Source organism: Wenzhouxiangella sp. AB-CW3, from assembly GCF_014725735.1.
In the GTDB taxonomy this organism is placed as follows: domain Bacteria; phylum Pseudomonadota; class Gammaproteobacteria; order Xanthomonadales; family Wenzhouxiangellaceae; genus Wenzhouxiangella.
Genome location: NZ_CP061368.1, coordinates 3,702,799 through 3,728,272 on the forward strand (window position 1 = coordinate 3,702,799; position 25,474 = coordinate 3,728,272).

At 64.5% G+C, this 25,474-nt stretch carries 26 protein-coding genes; 7 read left to right on the top strand and 19 right to left on the bottom strand.

The window, feature by feature from the left end; all coding sequences use genetic code 11:
• The first annotated feature begins 168 nt into the window (after nt 1-168).
• Genes IC757_RS15965 through IC757_RS15975 form a run of 3 tightly spaced genes read left to right on the top strand, consistent with a single transcriptional unit; the run spans nt 169 to nt 3,256 of the window.
• Nucleotides 169-1,899 carry a 2-oxoacid:acceptor oxidoreductase subunit alpha gene (locus IC757_RS15965; RefSeq protein WP_190975265.1) on the top strand — a complete coding sequence of 577 codons (1,731 nt, stop codon included), beginning with the start codon at nt 169-171 and terminating at the stop codon, nt 1,897-1,899.
• Entirely contained in the window at nt 1,896-2,741 is an 846-nt protein-coding gene (locus tag IC757_RS15970; protein WP_190975266.1) for a thiamine pyrophosphate-dependent enzyme, read from the top strand. The genes IC757_RS15965 and IC757_RS15970 overlap by 4 nt, the downstream gene beginning before the upstream one ends.
• On the top strand, nt 2,738-3,256 hold the full coding sequence (locus IC757_RS15975) for a ferritin-like domain-containing protein (RefSeq protein ID WP_190975267.1): 519 nt from the start codon (nt 2,738-2,740) through the stop codon (nt 3,254-3,256). Before IC757_RS15970 ends, IC757_RS15975 begins: the two co-directional genes overlap by 4 nt.
• A 9-nt stretch (nt 3,257-3,265) precedes the next feature.
• Here IC757_RS15975 and IC757_RS15980 read toward each other — a convergent pair whose 3' ends face one another.
• The gene (locus tag IC757_RS15980) at nt 3,266-4,546 is read right to left on the bottom strand and encodes an FAD-dependent oxidoreductase (RefSeq protein WP_190975268.1); all 1,281 of its coding nucleotides are present in this window, start codon (nt 4,544-4,546) and stop codon (nt 3,266-3,268) included.
• Nucleotides 4,536-5,975: an FAD-binding oxidoreductase gene (locus IC757_RS15985; protein ID WP_190975269.1), complete on the bottom strand. Its 1,440-nt coding sequence runs from the start codon at nt 5,973-5,975 to the stop codon at nt 4,536-4,538. Before IC757_RS15985 ends, IC757_RS15980 begins: the two co-directional genes overlap by 11 nt.
• A 171-nt stretch (nt 5,976-6,146) precedes the next feature.
• Between IC757_RS15985 and IC757_RS15990 the strand changes: the two genes are divergently transcribed.
• Entirely contained in the window at nt 6,147-6,443 is a 297-nt protein-coding gene (locus IC757_RS15990; RefSeq protein ID WP_190975270.1) for a zinc-finger domain-containing protein, read from the top strand.
• Nucleotides 6,444-6,471: 28 nt separating this feature from the next.
• A complete protein-coding gene (locus tag IC757_RS15995) occupies nt 6,472-7,602 on the top strand; it encodes an NnrS family protein (RefSeq protein ID WP_190975271.1) in 1,131 nt (376 codons plus the stop codon).
• Here IC757_RS15995 and hrpB read toward each other — a convergent pair.
• The 5 genes from hrpB to IC757_RS16020 all read right to left on the bottom strand — a co-directional run bounded on the left by hrpB (nt 7,593) and on the right by IC757_RS16020 (nt 13,442).
• Nucleotides 7,593-10,043 (bottom strand): ATP-dependent helicase HrpB, encoded by a 2,451-nt coding sequence (gene hrpB, locus IC757_RS16000; protein WP_190975272.1) that lies wholly within the window; start codon nt 10,041-10,043, stop codon nt 7,593-7,595. The genes IC757_RS15995 and hrpB overlap by 10 nt on opposite strands.
• 165 nt (nt 10,044-10,208) lie before the next feature.
• The gene (locus tag IC757_RS16005) at nt 10,209-10,766 is read right to left on the bottom strand and encodes a thioredoxin family protein (protein ID WP_190975273.1); all 558 of its coding nucleotides are present in this window, start codon (nt 10,764-10,766) and stop codon (nt 10,209-10,211) included.
• Nucleotides 10,767-11,663 (bottom strand): mechanosensitive ion channel family protein, encoded by an 897-nt coding sequence (locus tag IC757_RS16010; RefSeq protein ID WP_190975274.1) that lies wholly within the window; start codon nt 11,661-11,663, stop codon nt 10,767-10,769. It lies immediately after the preceding gene.
• Between the two features lies 1 nt (nt 11,664).
• Complete coding sequence (locus IC757_RS16015) at nt 11,665-12,471, bottom strand: DUF432 domain-containing protein (RefSeq protein WP_190975275.1); 807 nt, start codon at nt 12,469-12,471, stop codon at nt 11,665-11,667.
• Nucleotides 12,472-12,530: 59 nt separating this feature from the next.
• Entirely contained in the window at nt 12,531-13,442 is a 912-nt protein-coding gene (locus tag IC757_RS16020; RefSeq protein ID WP_190975276.1) for a LysR family transcriptional regulator, read from the bottom strand.
• Between the two features lie 242 nt (nt 13,443-13,684).
• Here IC757_RS16020 and IC757_RS16025 point away from each other — a divergent pair, with 242 nt between their 5' ends.
• On the top strand, nt 13,685-14,305 hold the full coding sequence (locus IC757_RS16025; protein WP_190975277.1) for an FMN-dependent NADH-azoreductase: 621 nt from the start codon (nt 13,685-13,687) through the stop codon (nt 14,303-14,305).
• A gap of 12 nt (nt 14,306-14,317) precedes the next feature.
• Nucleotides 14,318-15,181, top strand: coding sequence for a pirin family protein (locus tag IC757_RS16030; protein ID WP_190975278.1), 864 nt, complete (start codon nt 14,318-14,320; stop codon nt 15,179-15,181).
• A gap of 66 nt (nt 15,182-15,247) precedes the next feature.
• Here the strand turns inward: IC757_RS16030 and IC757_RS16035 are convergent, their stop codons facing one another.
• The 12 genes from IC757_RS16035 to IC757_RS16090 form a co-directional block, all read right to left on the bottom strand.
• Nucleotides 15,248-15,751 carry an SCP2 domain-containing protein gene (locus IC757_RS16035; protein ID WP_190975279.1) on the bottom strand — a complete coding sequence of 168 codons (504 nt, stop codon included), beginning with the start codon at nt 15,749-15,751 and terminating at the stop codon, nt 15,248-15,250.
• 3 nt (nt 15,752-15,754) lie between these two features.
• A complete protein-coding gene (locus IC757_RS16040; protein WP_190975280.1) occupies nt 15,755-16,411 on the bottom strand; it encodes an SCO family protein in 657 nt (218 codons plus the stop codon).
• Between the two features lie 7 nt (nt 16,412-16,418).
• Nucleotides 16,419-16,769: a c-type cytochrome gene (locus IC757_RS16045; protein WP_190975281.1), complete on the bottom strand. Its 351-nt coding sequence runs from the start codon at nt 16,767-16,769 to the stop codon at nt 16,419-16,421.
• Between the two features lie 299 nt (nt 16,770-17,068).
• Nucleotides 17,069-17,527: a rubrerythrin gene (locus tag IC757_RS16050; RefSeq protein WP_190975282.1), complete on the bottom strand. Its 459-nt coding sequence runs from the start codon at nt 17,525-17,527 to the stop codon at nt 17,069-17,071.
• Nucleotides 17,528-17,532: 5 nt separating this feature from the next.
• On the bottom strand, nt 17,533-17,721 hold the full coding sequence (locus IC757_RS16055) for a hypothetical protein (protein ID WP_190975283.1): 189 nt from the start codon (nt 17,719-17,721) through the stop codon (nt 17,533-17,535).
• Between the two features lie 251 nt (nt 17,722-17,972).
• Nucleotides 17,973-19,352, bottom strand: coding sequence for a cbb3-type cytochrome c oxidase subunit I (locus tag IC757_RS16060; protein WP_190975284.1), 1,380 nt, complete (start codon nt 19,350-19,352; stop codon nt 17,973-17,975).
• A gap of 29 nt (nt 19,353-19,381) precedes the next feature.
• Nucleotides 19,382-19,888, bottom strand: coding sequence for a hypothetical protein (locus IC757_RS16065; RefSeq protein ID WP_190975285.1), 507 nt, complete (start codon nt 19,886-19,888; stop codon nt 19,382-19,384).
• Nucleotides 19,885-21,468 carry a hydrogenase iron-sulfur subunit gene (locus tag IC757_RS16070; RefSeq protein ID WP_190975286.1) on the bottom strand — a complete coding sequence of 528 codons (1,584 nt, stop codon included), beginning with the start codon at nt 21,466-21,468 and terminating at the stop codon, nt 19,885-19,887. Before IC757_RS16070 ends, IC757_RS16065 begins: the two co-directional genes overlap by 4 nt.
• Complete coding sequence (locus tag IC757_RS16075) at nt 21,465-22,262, bottom strand: SCO family protein (RefSeq protein WP_190975287.1); 798 nt, start codon at nt 22,260-22,262, stop codon at nt 21,465-21,467. The genes IC757_RS16070 and IC757_RS16075 overlap by 4 nt, the downstream gene beginning before the upstream one ends.
• Complete coding sequence (gene cyoE / locus IC757_RS16080; protein ID WP_190975288.1) at nt 22,259-23,182, bottom strand: heme o synthase; 924 nt, start codon at nt 23,180-23,182, stop codon at nt 22,259-22,261. The genes IC757_RS16075 and cyoE overlap by 4 nt, the downstream gene beginning before the upstream one ends.
• The gene (locus IC757_RS16085) at nt 23,182-24,888 is read right to left on the bottom strand and encodes a cbb3-type cytochrome c oxidase subunit I (protein WP_190975289.1); all 1,707 of its coding nucleotides are present in this window, start codon (nt 24,886-24,888) and stop codon (nt 23,182-23,184) included. Before IC757_RS16085 ends, cyoE begins: the two co-directional genes overlap by 1 nt.
• Entirely contained in the window at nt 24,885-25,457 is a 573-nt protein-coding gene (locus IC757_RS16090; RefSeq protein WP_190975290.1) for a cytochrome C oxidase subunit II, read from the bottom strand. Before IC757_RS16090 ends, IC757_RS16085 begins: the two co-directional genes overlap by 4 nt.
• Nucleotides 25,458-25,474 lie beyond the last annotated feature (17 nt).

Consider the following 25,474-nt stretch of genomic DNA (forward strand, 5'->3'; position numbering starts at 1 on the left):
ACGTGAATGGCCAGACTTTATGACCGACCGGGTCATCATTCCATGCGCCAGGTCAAATCCCGACGCTTGCCGACATGACATGATTCGGGACCTGATCAGTTCGAGCCGGCCTGAGAACCGGGTCGATGGTACAATAAATGTATTTGATATACAGGTTAGTGGATGCGCATGTCCTCCGATTCTCTCTCCCTGGCCCTGATCGGTAGCGGCGGCGCCGGCGTGATGACCGCCGGCCAGACCCTGCTGGATGCAGCCGCGGCCTGCGGTCTGTACGGGCTGATGACGCGCGCGACCGGACCGCAGATTCGTGGTGGCGAGGCGGCAGCCATCCTGCGACTGTCCAGTGAGCCGGTCGAATGCCAGGATGATCGCCTGGATGTCCTGCTGGCCATCGACTGGAACAAGGCCGAACGCTTTGCCGACGAACTCATACTGGATGCCAACAGCCGGATCATCGCCGACCCCGGGCAGGGCCAGGCACCCGAATGGGTCCGCACATCCGGCGCACGGGTGCTGGACGTTCCGTTAAGCGAGCTGGTCAAGAACCACCGTGGAACACGCGCCAATACCATTGCCGTGGGCCTGCTGAGCCACTGGATCGGCCTGGACAACGCCAGGACCGAGAACACCGTGCGGGGCATTCTGGAAAGCAAGGGCGCACGCCTGGTCGATGCAGCCATTGCCGGACTGCAACTCGGTTTCTCGCAGGCCCGTGAGCTGCCGGAACTGCCGCAAACCCTGCCCGCCGCCGGTGCGGCTCGGGAGCGCTGGCTGATCAGCGGCAATGAAGCCGTTGGCCTGGGCGCGCTGCGTGCCGGTGTTCGCTTCTGCGCCGCCTACCCCATCACGCCTTCGACCGAGATCCAGGAATGGCTGGCTGTCCACCTGCCGGCTGTCGGCGGCACCCTGGTACAGGCCGAAGACGAACTGGCCTCGATCAATATGTGCCTGGGCGCCTCGTTCGGCGGCGTGCCGGCCATCACGGCAACCTCCGGCCCCGGCTTTTCGCTGATGGTCGAGGCCCTGGGACTGGCCAGTCAGGCGGAGATTCCGATGGTGGTGGTGGACGTGATGCGCGGCGGGCCTTCCACCGGCATTCCGACCCGCTCCGAACAGGCCGATCTGAACATCGCGATTCATGGCGCCCACGGCGATGCACCGCGCCTGGTGCTGGCACCCAACAGTATTGGCGACTGCGTGAGCACCACGGAATGGGCCGTACACCTGGCAGAAGCGCTACAGACTCCCGCCGTGGTCCTGAGCGACCAGCGCCTGGGCCAGGGCCGGGCGGCCATTCCGTCACCGCCGCCGGCCCGCTGGCAGGCCCAGCGCAAGCTGACCACGGATACGGGAGAGTCCTTCCGGCGTTTTGCCGACAGCAGCGACGGTATATCGCCCATGTCGCTGCCGGGCATGGCCGGGGGCGAGTACACCGCCACCGGCCTGAGTCACATGGCATCCGGCCGTCCTTCGGCCAGCGGCAGCGACCACCGCCGCCAGCTCGACAAGCGTCGTCGCAAGCTGCAGGCTTTCGACTTCGGCAAGCAGTGGGCCGACATCGAAGGCGACGGTGACACCGCGGTGCTGACCTGGGGCTCGACCACGCTGGCCGCCAGAGAAGCCGTGACCCGCCTGCGCGCCAAGGGCCAGTCCGTCCGGCTGGTCTCGATACGCCTGCTCAGCCCGCTCGATACCGGCGCGCTTGAAGAAGCGCTGGCACCAGTCAAGCGACTGCTCATCGTCGAGCAGAGCCATGGCGGACAGTTCCATCGCTACCTCAGATCACTGATCGACCTGCCGGCACACACCCGCGTGCTGGCACGGCCCGGCCCGCTCAACATCGGCCCCGGCGAGATTGCCCGTGCCATCCAATCACTCTGCCTGGAGGAAGCCGCATGAGTTCGGCCGTGGAAAAGCAGATCAGTATTCTGGGACACAAGGACTTCAAGTCCGATTACAAGCCGGTCTGGTGTGCCGGCTGCGGAGATTTCGGTGTGCTCAACGCACTCACCAAGGCCATGGCCGCACTCGAACTGCAGCCGGAAAACGTGGCCATGATTGCCGGCATCGGCTGCTCTTCGCGCATTCCGGCCTACACCAGCGTCTACGGCTTTCACGGTGTGCACGGGCGCGCCCTGCCCCTGGCGGCCGGACTGGCCATCAGCCGGCCCGACCTGACGGTGATCGCCACCGGTGGCGACGGCGACGGCTTTTCCATCGGCGGCAACCATTTTCTGCATGCCTGCCGTCGCAACGTCGACATGACCTACCTGGTCATGGACAACACGGTTTACGGCATGACCAAGGGACAGGCCTCGCCGACCACCGAGTGCGACTGGACCGGCAGCAAGCTGTCTCCACAGGGCACCGGCCAGCCACCGCTGCAGCCGCTGGAAATCGCCCTGGCCGCCGGCGCCCCCTATATCGCGCGCGCCTTTTCCAACAGCCCCAACGACCTGGCCCGGACCATGGCCGAGGCGCTGTCGTTCAGAGGCTTTTCCTTTGTTCAGATCCTCAGCCCGTGCATCACCTTTCGCCCGGACCAGCTGGGCTGGAAGAAGCGCGTCCACGCCGGCTTCGAGGCCACCGACAATCGTGCCGCCGCGTTTGCCGCACTGGCCGACGACGACGGCTTTACCACCGGCACGCTGTACCGCGCACCCCGCCCCTGCCACGCCAGTGCCCGGGCCGAGGAGACCACGGTTCAGGCCATCCAGGATCAATTCGGGGTGAAAACATGAAGCCAACCAGCCACCTGGGCTGCTTTCTCGCCCACGCCGTCGTCCTCGAGGACGAGGCCGCGACCCGCTACCGGGAACTGGCCGATGCCATGGCCGTGCACAACAACCCCGAGGTCGAAGCCCTGTTTCGCAAGATGGCGGAGTATTCCGACATGCACCGGGCCGAGGCCGTTTCGCATGCCGAGCAGCATGCCAACGGTCTGCCCGACCTCAAGCCATGGGAATTCGAATGGCCGGGCAATGAAAGTCCGGAAAGCGGGCGCCTGGAATCGGCGCACTACATGATGACGCCCTATCACGCCCTGGAGCTGGCGCTGCAGGCCGAACAGGGCGCTTTTGCCTTCTACGACGACATGGCCCGGCGCAGTGAACTGGACGCAGTCCGGGCCCTGGCCCGCGAGTTTGCCGAGGAAGAAGCCGGCCATGTCAGGGCACTGGAGAAGTGGCTGGCGGAATTTCCCGAGCCTCCGGAGAACTGGGCCGACGACCTCGATCCGCCGGTTGATATCGACTGACCGATTCGCTCAGAGGCGCGCCAAACCATAGGGCTGCGCCTCGATGGCCGGTGGCTCCCCGGTCAACCGGGCGGCCAGCAATTGGGCCGATCCGCAGGCCATGGTCCAGCCCATGGGTCCGTGGCCGGTGTTGAGATACAGCCCGCGCACGGGGGTCGAATCGATCAGCGGCACGCCGTCAGGCGTGACCGGTCGCAGCCCGGCCCAGAGTTCGGCGCGTTCGCGTCGAAGCACCTCCGAAAGCTCGGGCAACAGGCGGCGGGCGCCGGCCAGCAGACTGTCGATCCGACGCGACTCGATGGTTCGCTTGCCGCCGGCAAAATCCGCCAGCCCGGCAATCCGGAACTTGCGCTCACCCAGCCGCACGGTCACGAAACGACTGGCGGTGTCGAGCATGGGCAGGGTCGGCAGATGTTCACTGTGCTCGACCTCGAACGTGGCCGAGTAGCCGCGCACCGGGTAGATCGGAAGGCGCAGACCGAGCGGACGCGCCAGGGCCGCGGAATCCGGACCGGCGGCCAGCACACAGGCATCGGCCGCAATGCGGCCCTGATCGGTGACCACGGCGCGAAACGCGCCGTCCTCGGTCTCGATCGACTCGATGGTCTGGCCGAACTGTAGTCTTGCCCCCCGGGCGCCCGCGGTTTCGGCAGCCAGCTGACTGAACAACCGGGCATCACCCGACTCGTGGTCCGGGAAGACAATGGCGCCGGCCAGCCGGTCACGGATCGGCGCCAGCGCCGGTTCGCGGGCGATGGCCTCGTCGACTCCCACTGCTTCCACCGGGGCCCAGCCCTGCAGCAGCTCGCGCCGGAACTGCACCGCCTCGGCCAGGATCTCGCGCGAGAAATACACCTGCATCGAACCCGACAGGGTCTGGTCGTAGGCCAGGTCGTAGCGTTCCCGCCACTGGCGCAGGCACTCCAGCGAATACAGCCCCAGGCGGATGTTGCAACGCGCATTGTGGACAAAGCGTTCGCGGCGCATGTTGGCCAGAAAACGCAACCCCCACAGACCCATGCCGGGCAGCGCCGTGGGTGCCAGGCGGTAGGGTGCATCGGCGCGGCCGAGGTTGCGCACCAGTTTGCCCAGCAAACCCGGCGCATTCCAGGGCTCGGCATGAGCCGGGGTGACACCTCCGCCGTTGGCATGACTGGTGTCGGCGGCGGCCAGGCGATGGCGATCGACCAGGGTGACCTCGACGCCGCGCTCGGCCAGTGCCAACGCGGTGGTCGCACCGACCACGCCGGCGCCAATGACAACAACACTCGAAGGGACGTCACGAGTCATGGTGTTGATCCACTACCTTTCCCGGGTTGAACAGGGCATCCGGGTCAAGACACTGCTTGAGCCGGCCAAGAAGTTTCAGTTTGACGGGGTCGGCGCGCCGGGCCAGTTCGTCACGCCGGAGTCGGCCGATGCCATGCTCGGCGGCGATCGATCCATGGTGCTTCTGCACCAGGTCGAACACGATGCGGTTGCACTCCGGCTCGGTGGCCCGAAACGCGTCCGCCCCCATGTGTTCGGGCTGACTGAGATTGAAATGCAGGTTGCCGTCACCGACGTGACCGAACACACACGGCCGGATGCCGGGCACCGCCTCGGCCAGGGCAGCCGTGGCCTGCTCGATAAAGGCGGGAATGGCGGCCACCGGCACTGAGATGTCGTGCTTGAGGCTCACGCCGCCACGCTTCTGGGCCCTGGGAACGGCATCGCGCAGCTGCCAGAGCCGTTCGGCCTGGGCATCGCCGCCAGCCACGATGACATCACGCGTCAGCCCCTCCAGGTCGGCCAGCTCCAGCGCCGCCAGGCAGGCCTCGCGCAGCCAGTCTCCGGCCACGGCGCTGTCGGCCTGGGCAAACACGTACCAGGCATGGGGCTGACCGAAAGGATCATGCACATCGGGCAGGTCGGCCAGCACGTAGTCCATGGCCAGCCTCGGCATCAGCTCGAAAGCCGACAGGGTTTCGCCCAGGCGATTGCGCAGCAGGCGCAGCAGGGCCAGGGCATCTGTCAGTTCGGCCAGTCCGACCAGGGTGGTGAGGCTTTGTCGCGGGGCGGGGACGAGTGCCAGCGACGCGGCCGTCACAATGCCCAGGGTGCCCTCCGAACCGATGAACAGCTGGTTGAGATCATAGCCACTGTTGTCCTTGCGCAATGCCGTCAGACCGTTGTATATGCTGCCATCGGCCAGCACGACTTCCAGCCCCAGCACCTGGCGGCGGGTATTGCCGTAGCGAACCGTCATGTGGCCGCCGGCGTTGGTGGCGATATTGCCTCCGATGGTGGCCGTGCCGGACGAGGCCAGGTGAAGCGGAAACATGAGACCGGCACCGGCGGCAGCCTCGCGCACGCGGGCCAGCGGACAACCGGCCTCCACCACCATCGTGGCGCCCTCGGGGTCGAGCTCGCGAACGGCCCGCATGCGTTCCAGCGAGACGATCAGCTCACGACGCCCGAGCCCGGCCGCAGCACCCCCGACCAGTCCGGTATTGCCGCCCTGGGGCACGATCGCCACACCGGCATCCCGACACAGGGCTACAACGGCGGCCACTTCCTGAGTGCTGCCCGGGCGCACCACCGCAAGCGGCTGCCCCCGGTAGCGACCCCTGGGCTCGTGGACATAGCGTTCGATATCGTCGTCGGCGCCCATCACGGCATCGGCACCCAGCAGGTGAATCAGCCGGTTTGACAGATCATCGGTGGCTGGCGCGGACATGACGGGTATTATCCTCCCAACAATAAATGCATATGTTGTGCATGTTATGATGATCCCACTGGAATGTCGAGGAATCGCGGGCATGACCCGGAACGTTGAAAACCTTTGGCAGCACGGGCCCGGGTTACCATGGGCAATCAATATCAGTTTCTCTGTCGGAGGTTCACGGCCATGGTTGCCAAACGCAAGCAGGAAGCGCAGGAAGCCGCATGCTCCGAGGCGGTACTCGAAGTTTGCTGGGAAGACCTTCCGCTGTCGTGCCCGACAGCGGAGATGAAACTGTGGAATGCCCACCCGCGCGTCTACCTGCCCATCCATCGCAGCGGCGAAGCCCGTTGCAGCTATTGCGGCACCCGCTATGTGCTGAAGGATCCCGAGCCGGATCAGGCCATGCCGCGTTTCGACAACCAGGAGATCGAGGACCGCTTCCGGCGCGCCCAGCAGCGCGTACGCGACATGCGCGTCTGATCCTGCGCCGTGGCCGGCCTCGTACTGCATGAGCGCCGGGGCCCGATCAAAACGCCCGACGACCGAACGGCTGCTGTTTCCACTGGCAGCCGCTTACGGCGCACTGAGCATACCGCTGTCGCTCATGGGCATGGACGGGCATTCTTCGCCCCCCGGGCTGGCATTTCCCGCCGGTCACGCCCATGAACTGTTTTTTGGCTATGCGCTGGCCGTGGTGGCAGGATTTCTGATCAATCGTCTGTCAGCCCGGGGGCTGGTGATGCTGGCCGTGTTGTGGCTGTCGGCGCGCATCAGCTTCCTGTGGTGGCCCGGCAGCCTGCTGTCGCTGGCGCTCAATACCGGGTTTGCACTGGCCGTGGCCACTGTTGCGGCACCCCGGTTCATGAAAGCGGCGAAAAAATGGCGCAACCGCATCATCGGCCCGCTGCTGCTGGCCATCTGCACCGCCGCCATCGTGCTCCAGCTGGCCCTGACGGCCGAATCCACCGTGGCTGCCTGGGTCGTGATCCGGATGGCGGTGCTGATGTTTGCGCTGTTGATGCTGTTTTTCGGCGGGCGCCTGATCGCCCCGGCCGCGGCCGGCGCCATCGAACAGGCCGGAGGGCATCTCGAGGCCCGGGTGCAACCGCGCATCGAAGGCGCCCTGATCATTCTCCTGGCCGCGGCCATGCCGGCCTCGGCGTTGCCCGCGCTGGATCCGCTTCGTGGTGTGCTGCTGCTCACTGCCGCGACGCTGGCAGTGGTCCGGCTGGGTCGCTGGCGATTGTGGGCTTGCCCTGGACGGGCGGACCTCTACTGTCTTGGCGTGGGTTACGCCTGGCTGGGCATTGGTTTGGGGATGATGGGACTGGCGGCGCTGCAGTGGGCCGGCCCTGGCGAGAACGCTGCCGTCCACGCCATTACGGTCGGGGCGCTGGGTACGCTGACCTCGATCATCATGCTGCGCACCCGCCTGCTGCTGTTGAAAGTGTCGGTCCAGACATTCTGGCCGGCCAGCCTGCTGCTGACGGCACTGATGTCCGCCGCGGCGATACTCCGGCTGGCCGCCCCGCAGGACACCCTGGCGCCGTCCGTGGCGGCGAGCTGCTGGTCGCTGGCCCTGCTGATGCTGACCGGCCTGCTCCTGTTCATCCCGGGGCAGTCACGCCGTCAGGCTTGACCCACGCCCTCCCGGGGGCGGGCGCGCAACGGATCTTCCGGCCATGGATGCTTGGGGTAGCGACCGCGCATGTCCTTGCGCACATCGGGGTAGGCATTGGTCCAGAAACTGGCCAGATCGGCCGTGACAGCCAGCGGCCGCTGCGCCGGCGAGAGCAGGTGCAACACCACCGGCACCCGGCCATCGGCCAGCTTGGGGGACTCCGTCCAGCCGAACACGCTCTGCAGCTTGGTCGCCAGCACGGGGCCGCCTTCGGCGGTGTAGTCCAGTCGCACCCGGCGGCCGGTGGGAATTTCCAGGTGAGTGGGTACCAGTCGGGTCAGCTCGCGCTGCTGATCGTAATCGAGCAGGGCATTGAGCGTGTTGAACAGGTCGATCTGTTCGAGCTCGCGCCAGTGCGCCAGGCCGGCGAGAAAGGGTCGGAGCCAGTCATCGATGCTTTCCAGCAGCGCATTGTCATCGACATCCGGCCAGCGTTCCGGCCACTGCCCGTGCAGTAACTGCACGCGGGCCTGCCACTGGCGGGCCGTATCGGTCCATGGCAGGGCGTCCAGCCCTTTTCGCCACACTGCGGCGAGCAGGCCGGCCTCGATGGTGGCCGCGTCGGGTCGCTCCAGCTCTTTGCTCTCAAGCACCAGCGCACCCAGTTTTCTTTCCCGCCTGGCAATGACGGTGCCGCGTCGCTCGTCCCAGTCGGCCGATGTCTCGTTGGTGATGTGATCGGCCAGGTCGGATTCCAGTACGGTCGGATCGACTGCGGCGGCAAGAAAGATGCGTGACTCGCGCGCCTGACCGTCGACCTCCGCGGCGACCAGCCAGTCTTCGCCGGCCAGCGGATCGTCTTCGAACAGGAACGCGCCACGACCATTGCTGAGCCGGTAACGGCCGCGCCCGCCCCGGGAACACGCGATTCGGTCGGGAAAGGCCAGCGCCAACAGACAGCCGGCATCCAGTGATTCGTTTCGACCATTCCGTTTGCCCGCAATCTGCGCGGCGAGTTTGCGAGCCTGGGCCAGTCGTCCGCGCGCAACGCGCGGGTTTCCGCCACGCAGGGCATTGAGCCGCAAACCCATGTCGGCCCCGGCGCCGGGGCCCAGCAGGTCGCGATCGGACAGCAGCGCAGCCAGTTCCGCGGTCAGACCGCCGGCATTGCGTTCGCGACCGCGAATGACCATATGCGCCAGGCGTGGATGCAGACCCAGCTCCAGCATGGCGCGGCCATGGGTGGTGATGCGTCCTGACTCGTCCAGCGCGTCAAGCCAGCGCAGCAGTCCGACCGCCTGTTGCCAGTGGGCCTGCGGCGGTGCATCCAGCCAGGTGAGTTCGCCGGGATTGTCAATGCCCCAATGCGCCAACTCCAGCACCATCGGGGCCAGGTCGGCATCCAGGATCTCGGCCGGCGTATGCGACCGCAGGGCGGTCTGTTGCGACTCGCTCCACAGCCGGTAGCACACCCCCGGCTCCAGACGCCCGGCCCGGCCTGCGCGCTGCGCGCTGGATGCGCGCGAAACCGATTCGGTGACCAGCCGCGACATGCCGCTGTTGGCATCGAAGCGCGAGCGTCGTTGCAGGCCGGCGTCGATGACCACCCTTATGCCCTCGATGGTCAGGCTGGACTCGGCGATGGCCGTGGCCAGCACAACCTTGCGCACGCCGTCCGGCGCCGGTGCGATGGCGGCATCCTGCTCGGCCGGTTTCAGGTTGCCGTGCAGGGGACAGACCGTCACGTTGGCGGGGAGCTGACCGTCCAGTAAATCGGCCACCCGGCGGATCTCGCCCATGCCCGGCAGGAAGACCAGCAGCGAACCGCCGTCATTGTCCAGAGCATGTCGAATGCTTGCCGCGACGTGGGCGGGGAGCTGTTTTTCGCGTGGGCAGGGGCGGTAGTGCACGTCGACCGGAAAGCTTCTACCTTCGCTGACGATCAACGGCGGATCATCGAGCAGGGCTTTGAGCGGTTCGACCGCCAGCGTGGCCGACATCACCAGCACGCGCAGATCGGCCCTGAGCGCCTGCTGCGATTCGCGCACCAGTGCCAGCCCCAGGTCGGCACGGAGCGAGCGTTCATGAAACTCGTCGAATATCACGCAGGCATAGTCGGCCAGTTCCGGATCGGACTGGATCATGCGTGTGAGAATGCCCTCGGTGACCACCTCGATGCGGGTGGCCTTCGAAACCTTCGTGTCCAGTCGCGTGCGATAGCCTACCGTCCGCCCCACGGTCTCGCCCATTTCGCCGGCCATGAAGCGTGCGGCAGAGCGCGCGGCAAGACGGCGCGGCTCCAGCATTACAATCCGGCGCCCGTCCAGCCAGTCGGTTCCGAGCAAGGCCGGCGGCACCCGCGTGGTCTTGCCGGCCCCGGGTGGCGCGGTCAGCAGAACAGTCGGGTGGGTTTCTAGCGCCGCCAGCAGGTCGGGGAGGGCGTCGTCGATGGGAAGCATTGGGGAAGGAAGGGTTCAGCGTTCAGGTTTCAGGGTTCAGGGGTGGCTTCGCTACAGGGCAGCGGATTATGCAGAGACAGAGGAGGTGTCGCCAAGCCGTGGTGTTCCAAGGCTATCAATCGAAGCCCGCCCTGAAACCTGAACCCTGAAACCCGAAACCTTCCTTCATCCCTTCCACTTGATATTGCACCCGATCGAGGGCTTCTGCTCCTTCGCCACCGGCTGGCCCTCGATCAGTGCATCGAGGGCGGCGCGCAGGTCCTTGCCGGTGACCTCGATGCCGTTGCCGGGGCGCGAGTCGTCGAGCTGGCCGCGGTAGACAAGTTTGCGGTCGGCATCGAAGACGAAGAAGTCGGGCGTGCAGGCGGCATCATAGGCGCGCGCCGTGTTCTGGGATTCGTCATAAAGATAGGGAAAGGAGAAACCCTTAGCCTGGGCAAGCTCGGCCATCCGTTCGGGCCGGTCCTGCGGGTAGCCGGTGACATCGTTGGAACTGATCGCGACCACGCCGATGCCGCGGTCTGGATAATCCCGACCCAGCCGGGCCAGCTCGTCGAGCACGTGCTTGACGAAGGGACAGTGATTGCAGATGAACATCACCAGCGTGCCCTTCTCGCCGGCGGCATCGTCGAGCGAAAAATCCTTGCCGCTGACGGTATCGGGAAGCCTGAAGTCGGGCGCCGGGGTGCCCAGCGGCAGCATGGTGGATTCGGTTTTGGCCATTCAGTCCTCCTTGGATGATGCGTCGCTTTCAGCAGGGGCCTCTCTCTGAACCTTGGCGCTGTCGCCGCCATCGTCAACCAGCCGGATCGGGAAGGGCTTGCTGACCTCGCCGGTGTAGATCGATCGGTGCGGGAACGGAATTTCGATGCCGGCAGCATCGAAAGCCACCTTGATCTCGGCGGCAATACCGTTCCTCAATGCCAGGAAATTTTCACGCTTGGCCCACACCGAAAACTGGATCTCCAGCGCCGAGTCGCCGAAGCCGGTAAAAATGAACAGCGGTGCCGGCTCGTCCAGGCAAAGTGGATTGGCCTCGGCCACGCCCATGAGCACTTCGCGTACGTGGTCGATGTCTTCCTTGTAAGCCACGCCCAGCATCAGGTCGTGACGTCGGATGGGAAAGCGGCTGAGCGTGGTCACCTCGCTTTTGATCAGGGTTTCATTGGGAATGCGCACATAAAGATTGTCGAAGGTTCTGAGCTTGACCGACAGGGCGTCGATCGACAGCACCTCACCGGTGGTCTCGCCCACCCGAATGATGTCGCCGATCTCGAAACTGCGCTCGCCGATCAAAAACAGCCCGCTGATCAGGTTCGAGGCCGTGGTCTGCGAGGCAAAGCCCAGCGCCACGGTCAGCACGCCGGCTGCGCCCATGATCACGCCGATGCTGAATCCCAGTTCGGCCAGGGCGGCGGCCACGAACACGCCAAGCAGACCATAAAAAATGCCCCGCCGGGCCAGTTGCAGCAGTTGTGGTGTCAGCCGCGCACGTAGCGCACGCGCGGTCAGCCGGGCCGACAGCGAGGCCAGCAGCAGGCCCAGCGCCACCAGGATGACGGCGCGGCCGAAGGTCAGCAGCCCTTCGAATTCGATCAGTCCGGATAGCGTATCGAGCATGTCAGTTCCCCAACAACAGGTTCAGAGCCCGCGTCATGCCCGATCGACCCCCTTCGATACGGGGGCCGGCCAGCCGATCGAGCTTGCGTTGCACCTCGGGCAGGTTGGAGTCGACCTTGACGCGCGCCTGCTCGGCCTGGTCCTCAAGGGTCAGGGTGACGCGCTGGGTCCACAGGCTGCCGTCCCCGGCGCCGTACAAGGAAAGCATCGGCACCGGCAGGCTGATCTTCTCCAATGGCACCGGCTGGGCGGATTCGTTGTGAATGGTCATCGGCGTGATCGCCCGGTGGGGACGCTGCGGCAGTTCGGCCAGATTGTGGCGCGCCTGGGTGCGTCCGGCGTAGCACAGCTCTCCCTCGCGTGTCGAAGGTCCAAACCAGGTGTCGGACATGCGCAGGACCGGAAACTCCTTGAGCAGCACGGGCGGGTCGGAGACTTCCACGCGCAACCAGATCGGGGTCGACAGGTAGAGGGTGATCTGCTGGCCGGCCAACAGGTAGACGGGCTGGCGCGGCCGGATGACGACCGGACGATCAGCCAGTCGCGGGCTCAGCACGACCTGGTCGGATTGACCGGCGTGAACGAAACGTTCGTCGGCCTCATCGGGCAGGCCTTTTCTGACGCGTACCCGGGTATTGTCGCCATCGTCGGCCGACTCCTCGGATGATTCGATCTTCAGCGACCACTCGTCCTCGCCATGACCCAGCATCATGGCCAGCGGCCCCAGCGAGAATTGCAGGCTTTGGCCCCCGGAGACATCCCGGGGGGACCACCAAGCGGACTGCTGCGTCTTGCGCTGTGCTGCCATGGACGGCCCTCGATGACTGAATGAACAGTGTACTGCAAGCCAGGCGTGTCCCGGCCGATTCAGGGCGCCTCAGCGGCTGGAGGATGCCCCCCCACGGCCCGTCTGAGCAAGTCGGCAAGACGTCTGGCACCTGGGCCGGCAAACGATGCATCGGCCAGGACCAGATACAGCGCGGCCCAGCGCTCTGCACCTTCGACTAGCGGAAGGGGTTTGAGTGCGCCGGAATCAAGCTCCCGGCGGATGATGTCCTCGGCATACCAGGCAAATCCCAGGCCCATGCACGCTGCCCGAATGGAGGTGGCCTTGGAGGTCACCGTCCAGCGCTGTTCGGTCACCTGCAGCGCGGCCGACTGGGCCGGCTGGGCACCGGAATCCCGCACCACCAGGTGTCGGTGCTGGCGCAGATCGTCACTGGTCACGGGTCGGCCCAGCCGGTGCAGTGGATGCGTCGGGGCGGCAGCCGCAACGAACCGAACCTGCATCAGGGCGTCACCCACAAAGCCACCGGGAATCGTCGAGGTAATCGCCAGGTCGACCCGACCCTGGGTAAGCAGCTCGGTGGTGCCACCGAGCACTGACTCATGCAACTGTACGCGCATCTGCGGCTGTTCGGCCGAGATCTGGCCCAGGCATTCGAGCAACAGCCAGGTGGGGAAAATGATCTCGGCGGCAATCCGCAGCTCCGCCTCCCAGCCTTCGGCAAGCTTTGCTGCGGCGCGCTCCAAGCGGGCCGCCTCGTCAACCAGCGCCCGGCCGCGCCGGTAAAGCACCTGGCCGGCCGGCGTGAGAACCGAGCGTCGGCCCTGTACTTCCAGCACCTTCAACTCCAGCAGCTCCTCGATGCGATGCACGGCATAGCTGACGGTGGACTGCGACTTGTGCAAGGCCTCGGCGGCGCGCGCGTAGCCACCTTCCTCGACGACCGCCACCAGCGCCCGCCATTGCTCCAGACTGATCCGGGGATCGCTCATGATTCGATCTAATCGAATGGTTGAGGCTATATTTTGCGCTTTTTGTTCGATCCAGGCAAATGTATTGTGGCGGTGAAAGGTAAAAAGTGAAAGGTGAAAGGTGAAAGAAAGGGTGAATGGATAGATCGAAACCTGAGCCCTGAAACCGACAGCGCAAAGCGCCGATCCGGGAACTCCATCAGCCGGCAACAAAGCCGGCCTGGTGACATGACAAACCGAACATACTAACTGGAGGCAATAGAATGCGAACTTTGCTGGTCATCAAATCAAGTCTGTTCAACGGGTCGGGTCAGTCGAGCAAGCTGGCTGATGACTTCGTCGAATTGTGGAAGGCGAATCATCCGGACGGCCGGGTGATGTGCCGTGATCTGGCATCCGATCCGGTGCCGCACCTCAGCGCTGAGGCCTTTGGTGGGTTTCTTGCCGATGCGGCCGAGCGCAGCCCGTCACAGCAGGCAGCGGTGGCGGTCTCCGACGCCCTGATTGCCGAACTCAAGCAGGCCGACGAAGTGGTTATCGGCTTGCCCATGTACAACTTTACCGTGCCGTCGACCTTCAAGGCGTGGATGGATTACGTGGCGCGGGCGGGCGTGACCTTCCGTTATACCGAAAACGGCCCTGAAGGTCTGATCGATGACAAGCCGCTACACGTGCTCTGTGCCCGCGGTGGCGAGTACGCAGGTACGTCGGCCGACACCCAGTCTCCGCTGATCGTGTCGTTCTTTGGCATGCTGGGCATCAGGGACATACGCTTTGTCTATGCCGAGGGCCTGGCCCTTGGGGACGAGGCGCGTGAAGAATCTCTGCTCAAGGCGCGCGGTCAAATCGATCATGTCATCGAATCGGCCCGCGACGCGGCGTAAGGAGCAACAGCCATGAGTGCACGCAAGCTGACCCGAATCATCGAGTCGATCGCGACCTCAGATGGCGCCGGGGTCAAGCTCCGGCGCAGCCTGGGCTCGAACCCGCATGCGCGGCTCGATCCGTTCCTGATGCTCGACGAGTTCTACTCCGACAACCCCGACGACTACATCGCCGGCTTCCCGCCGCATCCGCACCGCGGTTTCGAGACGGTGACCTACATGCTCGACGGGCGCATGGAGCACAAGGACCATCTGGGCAACACCGGCGACCTGGGCCCGGGTTCGGTGCAGTGGATGACCGCCGGCCGCGGCGTGATCCACTCGGAAATGCCGAAACAGAACGAGGGGCGCATGCGCGGCTTCCAGCTCTGGATCAACCTGCCGTCCAGCGAGAAGATGAAGCCGGCCGACTACCGCGACATCCCGGCCTCCGATATTGCCAGGCTGGACTTCGAAGGCGGGTCGGCACGGGTCATTGCCGGCACGCTGCACCTCAACGACCAGTCGGCGACCGGGCCGGTCAACTCCGCAGACCAACCCTTGAGCACCGACCCCCTCTACGTCGACCTGCGCCTGGATGCCAACCGCGAGGTCGAGATCCCGGTGAGTGCCGGGCACAACGTGTTCGTCTACCTCTACGACGGCGAGGCCAGCATCGGCGGACGCACCCTGCCGCATCGCTCCACCGGAGTGCTGAGCGATGGAGACCGGGTCGTGTTCCATGCCGGCTCAGACGGCGCGGGCGCCCTGCTGCTGGCCGGCAAGCCGATCGGCGAGCCGGTGGCCCAGTACGGCCCGTTCGTGATGAATACGCGCGAGGAGATCGAGCAGGCGATTGCGGACTATCGGTCCGGGCGCTTGACGGGTGTGGCGTGAGGTGAAAGGTGAGAGGTGAAAAGTGAAAGGTGAAAGGAAATATTGGGGCCAAGCCGTTCTTGGCCTTTAGCCTTTCACCTGTCGTACCCGCTTTCCGAATCGCGCCACTCGGTTGAGCAGGATGCGCGCTGGCAAAGGTATGGCTTCCAGCGGCAGGCGGTCGAGGTGATTGCGAACGGTCAGCCCCAGGGCGGTATCGCCGGTGACTTCCAGGCGGCGCTGGAAGAACAGCGTGTCGGGGTCTTCCAGGCGGGCGGCCAACAGCAGGAATTCCACGGCGCGGCCGCGAATGGTGGCGTCGGCGGCCTGTCGACGTGATGCCGCGAGCAAGCGTCCATCGTTGACGGTGAACACGCGACGCAACTGCATGTCGCTGACTTCCACGGCCAGGTAGCGCCCCTGCAGGAAATCGAACTCTCCCTCTGCGGCCTGCTCGGCCAGCACACGATTGAGCAGCCCGGAAACAACTCGATGCTCCAGTGCCGTTGGCACCAGTCTCAGCGGCAACCCCACCCGTTCAGGCGGCGGCATGCGACGGGCAGCCAGGTTCAGCAGTACTTCAGGCGGCATGTTTCAGATCCGGTTTCGTTCGAAGTGGCCGCGCAGCCTCTGAAATTGTTCGGCCATGCGTTGCGGTTCCAGTGGCGGTGACAACGCCCCGACCACGCGACCGCGTGGATCGACGATCATCACCGACGAGGTATGGTCGATGCTGCGATAGCCTGTCTCGTCGACATGCTCGGCATACTTGATCGCCATGGGAGCAGCCAGGCGATCGATCTGCTCGAGTTCGCCGTGCAGCCCGATGAAGTCCTCGTGGTACCAGTCCAGGTATTCCTGCATTTCCGCGGGACTGTCATTGTCCGGGTCGAGCGAGACAAACAGTACCTGGAGGTTGTCAGCGGCTCCCTGTGCTTCGAGAAAATCATGCATGCCGCGCAATGCATGGAGGCTCATCGGGCAGACATCGGGACAGGCCATGTAGCCGTAGAAGACAAAACTCCAGTACCCCTTGAACTGGTCGCGACCAAAGGGCCGTCCGTGCTGGGTATGAAGCTGGAACTCGGCCAGTGAACGCGGCTCCGGCCACATCACGGCCTGCACCTCGGGCGGCGCACTGCCCCAGGCAGTGCGCCCTGTCGGTTGCTGGCTGAGCCAGATTCCGGCCAGCAGCGAACCCGCCATGACCAGCAGCAGAAACGGAATCAGCAGCCGGCGGCGGGTGGTCATGACTGGCTCAATCGGCCAGGCTGCGGATGAAGGCAACGACGTTGTCGAGGTCGTCATCATCCAGGGTGTGACCAAATGCGGTCATCGTCGGTGCCAGACCGGCAGCCGGTCCACCCTTTTCGGTCACCAGGCGAATATGATCGTCGGTGGTTTCCTCCTGCCAGGCCGGGTCCGACATGTCAGGCGGTGCCGGACGCAAGGCACGGCCGGCCGGGCCGTCACCCTTGCCGGAATCACCGTGACAGGTGGCACAGAGTTGCTTGAACTTGGTCTCGCCGGCTTCGACATCGGCGGCGGAGACCGGCTGAACCGCCACGGCCAGGGCGGCGACACACAGGGCATTGAAAATAAGGCGCATTTCCGTTTCCTCGGTTTGGATTGCAGTTCGATTGTATCGTCTTGTTGGTTATAGGGCCGCCAACGCGGTCCTTTACTTGGATGCGTTCAGTATAAAGAAGTTTCCCGAATGCATTTTTGATTTCGCGCAAGCTTTCGTCTTGGGGGAAGCTCTGAAGAACGTAGCGAGCGGGCGCCTGACGGTGGCCGCCGGAGCGCAGAAACCGCAGCGCCGGGTCGGAGCCGTCGCGCGTGTATATGTGAAATACATGAGGATTTTGAGCACCGCCGGACGCCGTCAGGCGCACGCGCAGTAGTTCTTCAGAGCTTCCCGAGCCACCTTTCAAGGTGCTCGACATGCTCGGCTTCCTCTTCCGAGAACTCCTGGGCCAGTTCCTGGACACGTTCCGAGCGGGTTTCTCCGGCGATCATGGAATAGAAGTCGCAGGCACGGCGCTCGGTTTCCAGGGCAGTCTCGATGGCCTTTTTCGGTGTGATACCGTCGAGTTCGGCGTGGGCCAGTGGATTCTCCGGGCTCCACCGGTCTGGCCAGGTGACATCGTCAAGATCGTCCTCGAAAACCTTGCCCAGTTCACGCTCCTGAATCTCGCGCACTTCCTTGTGGTGCAAGCGCGAGAACTCGCCGAACTTCGCGAACAGGGCGGTGACCTCCTCATCGCCGAGCTCGTCCATCTTCTGCGCCAGCTGGTCGTAGCCGGCGGCCGCGTCAGCCTCGAGCATGGCGGCACATCTCAAGAATCGTTCCAGGTCATGAATCATGTCTTTCAGCCTCCGGTCAGCGCGCGCATGATCAACTGGGCTGCGATCACCAGCCCGAGAAAGATCAGAAAGAACCAGGCCGAGCGCCAGCCACCCAGCGGCTTGCCGTGGCGGCGCTCGATGGCCATGACGGCGTGGTGGCTGATGAAGTACACCACCACCACGACCAGTCCGAAAAGCAGAATTTCCATCATGTCGTTATTTCTCCGCAAAAGTGAACCGGATCATTTGCATGCTTTGGCCATTGTTCCATCGGGGCTTGAAATAACCGCAGATGAACGCGGATAAACGCGGATAGAAATGTGCTCACTAATGAGCAGACGCTCGGAACTTCCGAGCCGTTTTTTCCGTAATACATAAACTCCTCGTCCATCTGCGTTCATCTGCGGTCGAATGATCCCAATCCGGACCATGACCGAGAAACATGCGTTGTCAGGATAGTGAATCAGGTCGCGCCGGCCAGAACGGGACGGCGGCGGGTGAGCACGGCCTGGCCGTAGGCGACCAGGAACAGCACGCCGCCAATGATGGCGACAAGGCCGCCGATCCCCATGACGATCATGCCGCCAAGCTGGGCGATGGTCTCGAGCATCTGGTCGGCACCCGCGGTCTTGCGCTGAACGCCGTGACCGCCGGAAAACGCCAGCCCGATGACATGCAGAAACTGACCCGTCCCGTATATCCAGGGCAGGGCCAGCATCATCTTCAGGCTGGCCGGCCGAAATCCGAATTTGGGCAGCAGGTAGAGCGCCAGCATCATGAAGGTCAGGGTGATGGCGACGATGCAGCCGTGGTAGTGGGCCGGCACCATGGTGTTGGAGTCGGTAATCAGAAAGCCCAGCGCGCCGCCAAAACCGAACAGGGCGATGGAAAAGACCAGCCCGGCGCGCAGCGCACTTTCGGTCATATTCTTCGCCCGGTCGCTCTTCCACCAGCCGATCAGCAACGCCAGCCCGATCGGTCCGGACGCCAGTCCGCCGCCGGCGGCCATCAGCCAGACGAAAAAGGTGCGGTGGCCGGGACTGCCGACATCAAAGTACAGGTAGCCCCAGATGGCCAAAAAGGCCGGGATCACGCCCGCGAGCAGGAAGGCCATGACCAGGCGCGGACTCAGGGGGATGCGGATGCCCGAGCTGGAGGCCAGCCACAGCCAGGCCACCAGCATGAACTGCACCCAGGCAAACTGAAGAATGTGGCCACCGCCCCAGAACAGCACCTCGTAGTACTGCGGGCCGAACAGGTATTCGGGCATGGCCAGGAACGACCAGATCAGCGCACCGAACGACAGCACCAGCGCGATCACCCCGGTGTGCACGCCAAAGCGCATCACGCCCTCCTCGGCCGGCTGGCCGGATGCGGCCAACGGGTTGACCATCGAACGCATGGCGCTGATCAGCAGGCCCAGACCAAAGATGGCCAGGCCACCGAGAAACAGGGCATTGTCGAGCACCGGTACGTAGTTGCTCATGATGGCCTGGCCTTGCTGGAACGGGGCGATGGCGATCAGAAGCGAACCGACCGCCATCACGACCAGCGAACCCCACCCGGTGATGGCCGCCACCGGCCGGCTGGCCAGCGTCCAAAGAATCGCGCTGAAGGCGCCGAACCACACCAGCACCGAGAAATCGACGTGGGCGACGATAGCCAGGTGGAAAAAGTTTTCATAGGGAAACAGCGTGGACACGCCCGGCGTGCGCGAGGCCACGATGAGGATGACGAACACGCCAGAGAGCAACAGCGCGATCACCGCCGCCTGCATCCAGGCATTGGCCAGGGGCTTGCGGAAGTCGTCGGGTACGGTCAGTTGCCAGGATTGCTGTTGCATGATGTTCTCCTTGTACCAGGGCCTCATCGCTATTGCGGAAGACGCAGGGCGACGTCACCGTCGCCGATCTCCAGCAGGGCCGAGTGGCCCGGTTCCAGTGCCAGTTTGAATTGGCGCTGCATGTCATAGCCCTCCTCGCGCGGGCTGTCGCGCAGGGCCAGTTCCAGTTCGTAATGTCCGGCCGGCAGCGGCTCGAATTCGAGCAGGTAGGCGCGTCCGTCTTCCTGCCATCCGGCGGCCTTGACGCGCCGGTCGATGATCAGCTCACCGTCCAGGCGCACCCGCACCAGGGTCGGAACGCGCCCGCGCGGGCAGACTTCGGTGACACGCCGCGTGGGCGGCAGATCGGTCTGTTCTTCCTCGGTCAGGGGGCGGCAGGGCTCGACGCGTTCGGCCAGGTGGGCCATGCTGATCTTCAGTTCGCCGTAGCCTTCAGGCACGGGCGAGAAGGCAGGGCCCATGGCGAAAGCGGCAATCACGACCAGGAACAGGGTCCAGGCCGCCAACTGGCCGACATGACGTGCCAGGCGCCTCATTGCACTTCCTCGCGCCGGCCCGACTCCTGCGGGTCGGTTTGCTCTTCTTCGCCGGAAAGGTCGGCCAGGTGTTTACCGAATTCGGTCAGTTTCTGATCCAGCCGGGTTTCGTCACCTGTCTTCATCCATACCGTCAAAAGACGTTCGCGCGGCACCCGTTTGCGCAGGCCGGGCTGGCGTTCGCGTTCGATGCGCTGGCGGGTGAAATCATCGCCGAGGCGGTGGTGACAGTCGCAGCCCTCGCAGCCGGCAATCGCCACCCCGGAATAGCCCGTCGAACGCATGGCGTAGTCGATGCCCGCGGGCGGAATCATACCCACGCAGGGCAAGCTGACGGTATGGGTCTTCGGACCGGCCACGCGTTCGACCCGCGGGCCGTGGTCGCAGCCGAACACCAGCACCGCTCCGCGCGCCTTGTCTGCCGCCACATCGATCTGCAGCCGGAAATCTTCCATGGTGAAGTGCGGCATCTCGATGCCGGTGGTCAGCGGTCGGCGCTGGCGAAACGGCGAGGAGGACGGGCAAGATCCCGTGCAGATCCCGCAGGACACGCACAGGTCGGGATTGACCTTGGCCTCGAGTTTGAAATTGCGCTCGTCGCTGCGCTCGACCATGTCGATGGCGCCGTAGGGGCAGTCCTCGGCACAGAAACCGCAGCCGGTACAGTCGGGCAGGTGCACTTCGGCGACAGGCGGCTTCTTGGCCGGCGGCAGCCACGGCAGGGCGGCCAGCACCAGGGTGCCGCCACCGGCGACCAGCCACACGAAGCCCTCGGAGGTCAGAGACATCAGCGGGAAGATGGCCAGGTAGAACCAGTCGATGTCCAGCGACAGCGGGACGCGGTCGAGATCGGCCGGCGGGTGGCTGTAGACCGGCACCAGCACCGACAGCACCAGTAGTGCGACCAGGCTGCCCAGCATCAGCTTGCGCGTCGGGTTGATGCGCGGGCGACGAACCCTGAGCAGGTGGAACCAGATCGCCAGCACCGCGATGATGGGCAGGCCGACCAAGTGGATAAAGGCGATCAGCGTGAACAGGCGACTGCTGACCGCCTCATTGCTGATGAAGTTGCGGCTCATCGGGTCGGTGAAGATCGGCAGCCAGTCCATCAGCCGCGCGCTACCCACGGCCACGTACTGGGCCAGCTCGTCCCACACCATCCAGTAGCCGGAAATGCCGAACCACAGCACGATCCAGATCAACGGCACACCGGTCAGCCAGGAGAACCAGCGTGGGCCCTTGTGGCGGCTGCGTATCATCTCGCGAACGATATGCAGACCCAGAGTGATCACCGCGGCGTCTGAAGCATAGCGGTGCAGGCTGCGCAGGATGCCGCCGGCATACCATTGCTCGTGCGTGAGATATTCCACCGATTCCCAGGCCCCTTCCAGGCTGGTGCGGTAGAAGATGAACAGGTAGATGCCGGTGACCAGGGCGACGTAGAAAAAGAAGATGGTCAGCGCACCGAGGTGATGCATGGGATTGTGCACGCCGTCGAAGGCCCGCGACAACGGCATTTCCAGCCTTGCCAGGAGGCGCCTGGCCGATCCTGGCAGCGCGTGTGCTTGCGGGGTAGTCATACCGTTCTCCGGCGACGGTAGTGGACAATCTCCACGCCCAGCCAGCCCAGCGCGAGCGCGAGAATGACGGTGCCAATGAAGATGCCCATGAACAGGGAATAATCGAAGTAGTAGCGGTCGCCGCGGGCGTCGTAGACGGTGCAGAACAGGCGCACGCGGTTGGCTACCCGGGTCAGCAGGCCGTCGTCGGGCGAGGGCCGACCCAGCACCAGATCTTTCATCGGCTCGACCAGCAAAGGCGTATCGAAGATCTCGCCGTAGACCTGGCGGTAGACACGGCCTTCCTGGTCGATGATGGTGACCTGCACGGTGTGATCGTAGCCGCGTGAGGACTCCTGGTAGATGAAGCCGACATCCTCCATGAGCTGTTCGAGTTCATCGGGATTGCGGCTGGCCATGAAGTGCCAGTTCGGGTCGCGCACGCCGTGCCGGCGGGCGTAGTGCTTCATGGCATCCGGGGTGTCGACCGGGTAGTCGAAGCCGATGGTGAGAAAGTTGAAGCTGGCATCGCCCAGGGCATTGCGCGCGATCTGGACGACGCGGTTGATGTGCTGCGTGCTGACGCTGCACGAATGCACGCAGGCGGTGTAGATCACCGAAATGACCAGCGGGGCGCCGTAGAAGTCGGCCAGTCGATGGGCCTCGCCGTTGGTATCGATCAGTTCGATATCGCGCACTTCACGCCCCAGGGCGGCCTGGCTGACCTCGATGGCTTCGCGATTGATGTCGGCTTCGGCGGTTGCGGCAAGCAACAGCGCCAGGGCCGCCGCGATTGCGCGCGCCCAGGCGTTCATCCCGGCACCATGAAGGCGGTGAAAAGGCCGGCCAGCAGCGCACCCAGTTGAATCAGCGAGGCCTTGAAGGCGGTCATGGCCTTGCCGCGCACCGGGTCGCGCACCATCTGCCAGGTGGTCCACAGCAGCCAGCCCGAACCGGCCAGTGCACCCAGCCACAGAAGCGGCGTGTTCACGACCACGGCCAGCGCCACAGTACTGGCAGCCAGCAGCAGCGTGTTGATCCAGTTCCAGCGCACGGCGGTTGTCACGCCCCGGGTGACCGGCAGCATCGGCACCTTGGCGCGACGGTAATCGTCGGCCAGGGCGATGGCCAGGCTCCAGAAATGCGATGGGGTCCAGAGAAACAGCACCAGGGCCAGCCACAACACGGCGGTGGAACCGAATTCGCCGGTTGCCGCGGCGCCGGCCAGCACGGCCCAGCTGCCGGCGGCACCGCCTATGACGATATTGAGGTCGGTGCGCCGCTTCAGCCACATCGTGTAGACGATGGCGTAGGTCAGCGCGCCGGCGGCGGTGAACAGCCCCGCGGCCAGGTTGAAGTGCCAGGCGGCCAGGCCGGAACCAGCCGCAATCATGGCGAAAAACAGCACCGGCCAGGCGGTTCTGGCGCTGATCAGGCCGTTGACGAAGGGACGGCCGCGGGTGCGGCCCATGACCGCGTCGATATCGCGGTCATAGTAGTGGTTGTAGGCGCCGGCCCCCGACGCGGCCAGCAGCACCGCCACCGACAGGATCAGCGTATCGAGCAGCGGTGGCCACTGGCCCGCGGCCAGCACCGCGCCGCCCAAGGCCGCCAGGGTGATGGCAAAGCCGATGCGCACCTTGAACAGCGCGGTGCACAGTGCGACCAGGGAGACTGCCGGCGGCGGAGCAACCGCCGGCAGGGCCTGGGTGGTGTCGAGGGGACGCCGGCTCATCAGCTGAACTTCCAGACCGAGGCCAGGTAGCCGTAGTTGATGAAGTAGTAGACGACGAACACCAGCAGCAGGAACATCGCCAGGATGAAGGTCCCCGGTGCCGGGAAGCCCTTGATGCCCAGACCGATGTTGCCATGGCCGGTCAGCGACTCGGCCGGACCGGTCAGGACCGCCGGCTTGCTGCTCGAGTACTCCGCCGCGCCCTTCTTCTTGCCGAACAGGATGGTGCCGACGATGACCAGTACGAAGATGGCGCCGCCGGCCACGGCCATGATGGCGCTGACACCATTGAGGGCCATCATGGTGTAGGCCATGCCCGGGTAGGCCCATTCAAAGGCCGAACCGGCAAAGGCCATGTCCCAGTGGCGACGCGATACACCCAGCGTGCCCGCGCCCATCATGAAGAAGGCCTGCAACGCGGTACCGATACCGAACAGCCACGGCTGCCACATGGCCAGCTTCGGCCAGATCAGCTCGCGCCGGAACAGCACCGGCACCAGCCACAGCGACAGCGCCATGAACGCCAGCGTGGTACCCAGCGCCACCGTGCCGTGGAAGTGACCGGGCACGTAGATGGTGTTGTGGATCAGGAAGTTGATCTGCTCGGCGCCCATGACCACGCCGGAGATGCCGCCGATAAAGCCGAAGCCGACCAGCGACAGGAACATGCCGGAGAACACCGGATTGCCCCAGGGTGCTTTCCTGAGCCACTCGAACAGGCCTTTGTCGTGACCCTTCTCGCGCTGGGCGACCTCGATGGCGCCGGGTACGGTCAGGCCGTGGACCAGGCTGGCGAGTACGGCCAGGTACATGGCATAGGAGGTATTGAAGATCTTCCATTCGGTCGACAGGCCCGGGTCACCGAGCAGGTGGTGGGCCGAGGCAATCGAAATGAACAGGATGTAGAGGAAGAACGCGCCGCGGCTGACCTTCTCCGACATCGGCTTGGCGCCAAAGACAATCGCGGCGATGGCGTACCACACGGCCACGTGGGCGGCGACGTTGATCTGCTGCGAGGAGTGGCCCATGCCCCACCAGATCAGGCGGTACATCAAGGCATCGATCTCGCTGATATAGCCAATCGACCACAGGAAAGTGGGGATCAGGATGATCGCGCCGCAGGCAATGGTGAACACGGCAATAATTGCCGCGGTCAGCGCGCCGAAGGTCACCAGCGGAATGGAGCCCTCGTAGGTCTTCTCGTCTTTGGCAATGACCAGCGTACCGAAGAAGATGAAGGTACCGATCAGCGCCCCCACCGCGAACAATATCAATCCGAGGTAGAAGTGCGGTTCGGCCGGCATCGGCACATAGGAGGTAAACATCACGCTCGAGCCGCCCTGCAGAATGGCCACGGCGGTGATGGCCGCACCGACGGTCATCAGGCCGAAAGCGACCCAGCCCAGGCGCGGTGTGGCGATGCGACAGCGCAGCAGCACCGACGAGCAGAAATACAGCAGTGCCATTTCGAAAAACAGGATCCACACCAGCAGGGTGACGATCCCGTGGCCGGTCAGCACCGTGTAGAAGAGCTCGGCATCGAGCAGTTGCACGGCCGGCCAGCGCGTCAGCGCCACCAGCAGGCCAAGCAGGCCACCGACGGCCAGAAAGACGACCGCGGCGATGGCATTGGCCTTGATCAGGTTTTCGGCCGGGCGGTGCAAGACCAGGCCCGAGTCCGGACAGGTTCTGAATTCGGGTTTCATGACGACGGTTCTCCCTGGTTGCGACCGCTTTCAACGACGTAGAGCTTGCTCAGCATGGCGTGGTGCATGATTCCGCAATACTCGTTGCACACCACAGCGTATTCGCCGGTTTCGGTGGGGGTGATCTGCAGCACCATCTCGTAGCCGGGCAGCACCTGGAAATTGATGTTGATCGGCTGAATCGACAGGCCGTGCTGCCAATCGGTGGAAGAGACATGCAGGCGATAGGTCTCGCCCTTCTCGAGCTCGAGAATTGGGTACCAGTCCCACAGGCGGCCAAGCAGATAAATGTCCGAGCCTGCCGGCGGCCTGACGACCGGGATCTGGCGGTCGGTCTCGTGGCGCACGGTGTGCTCGGCAACGAACTCGTTGACCTTCTCGGCGAAGCGCTCGGGCTGTACGCGGTAGGCCTCGCCGGAGTAGTTCTGATCGCCGTAGACATGCCAGAAGGGCATGAAGAAGAACATGATCAGGCACCACACCAGGGCGATGCCGATCCAGACGATCTCGACCCGGTCGACGGGTTGTTTCCACCAGATCTTTTTCGATGGGGGTTGCAATGCAGTCATGGTGATGGCTCCCTTGA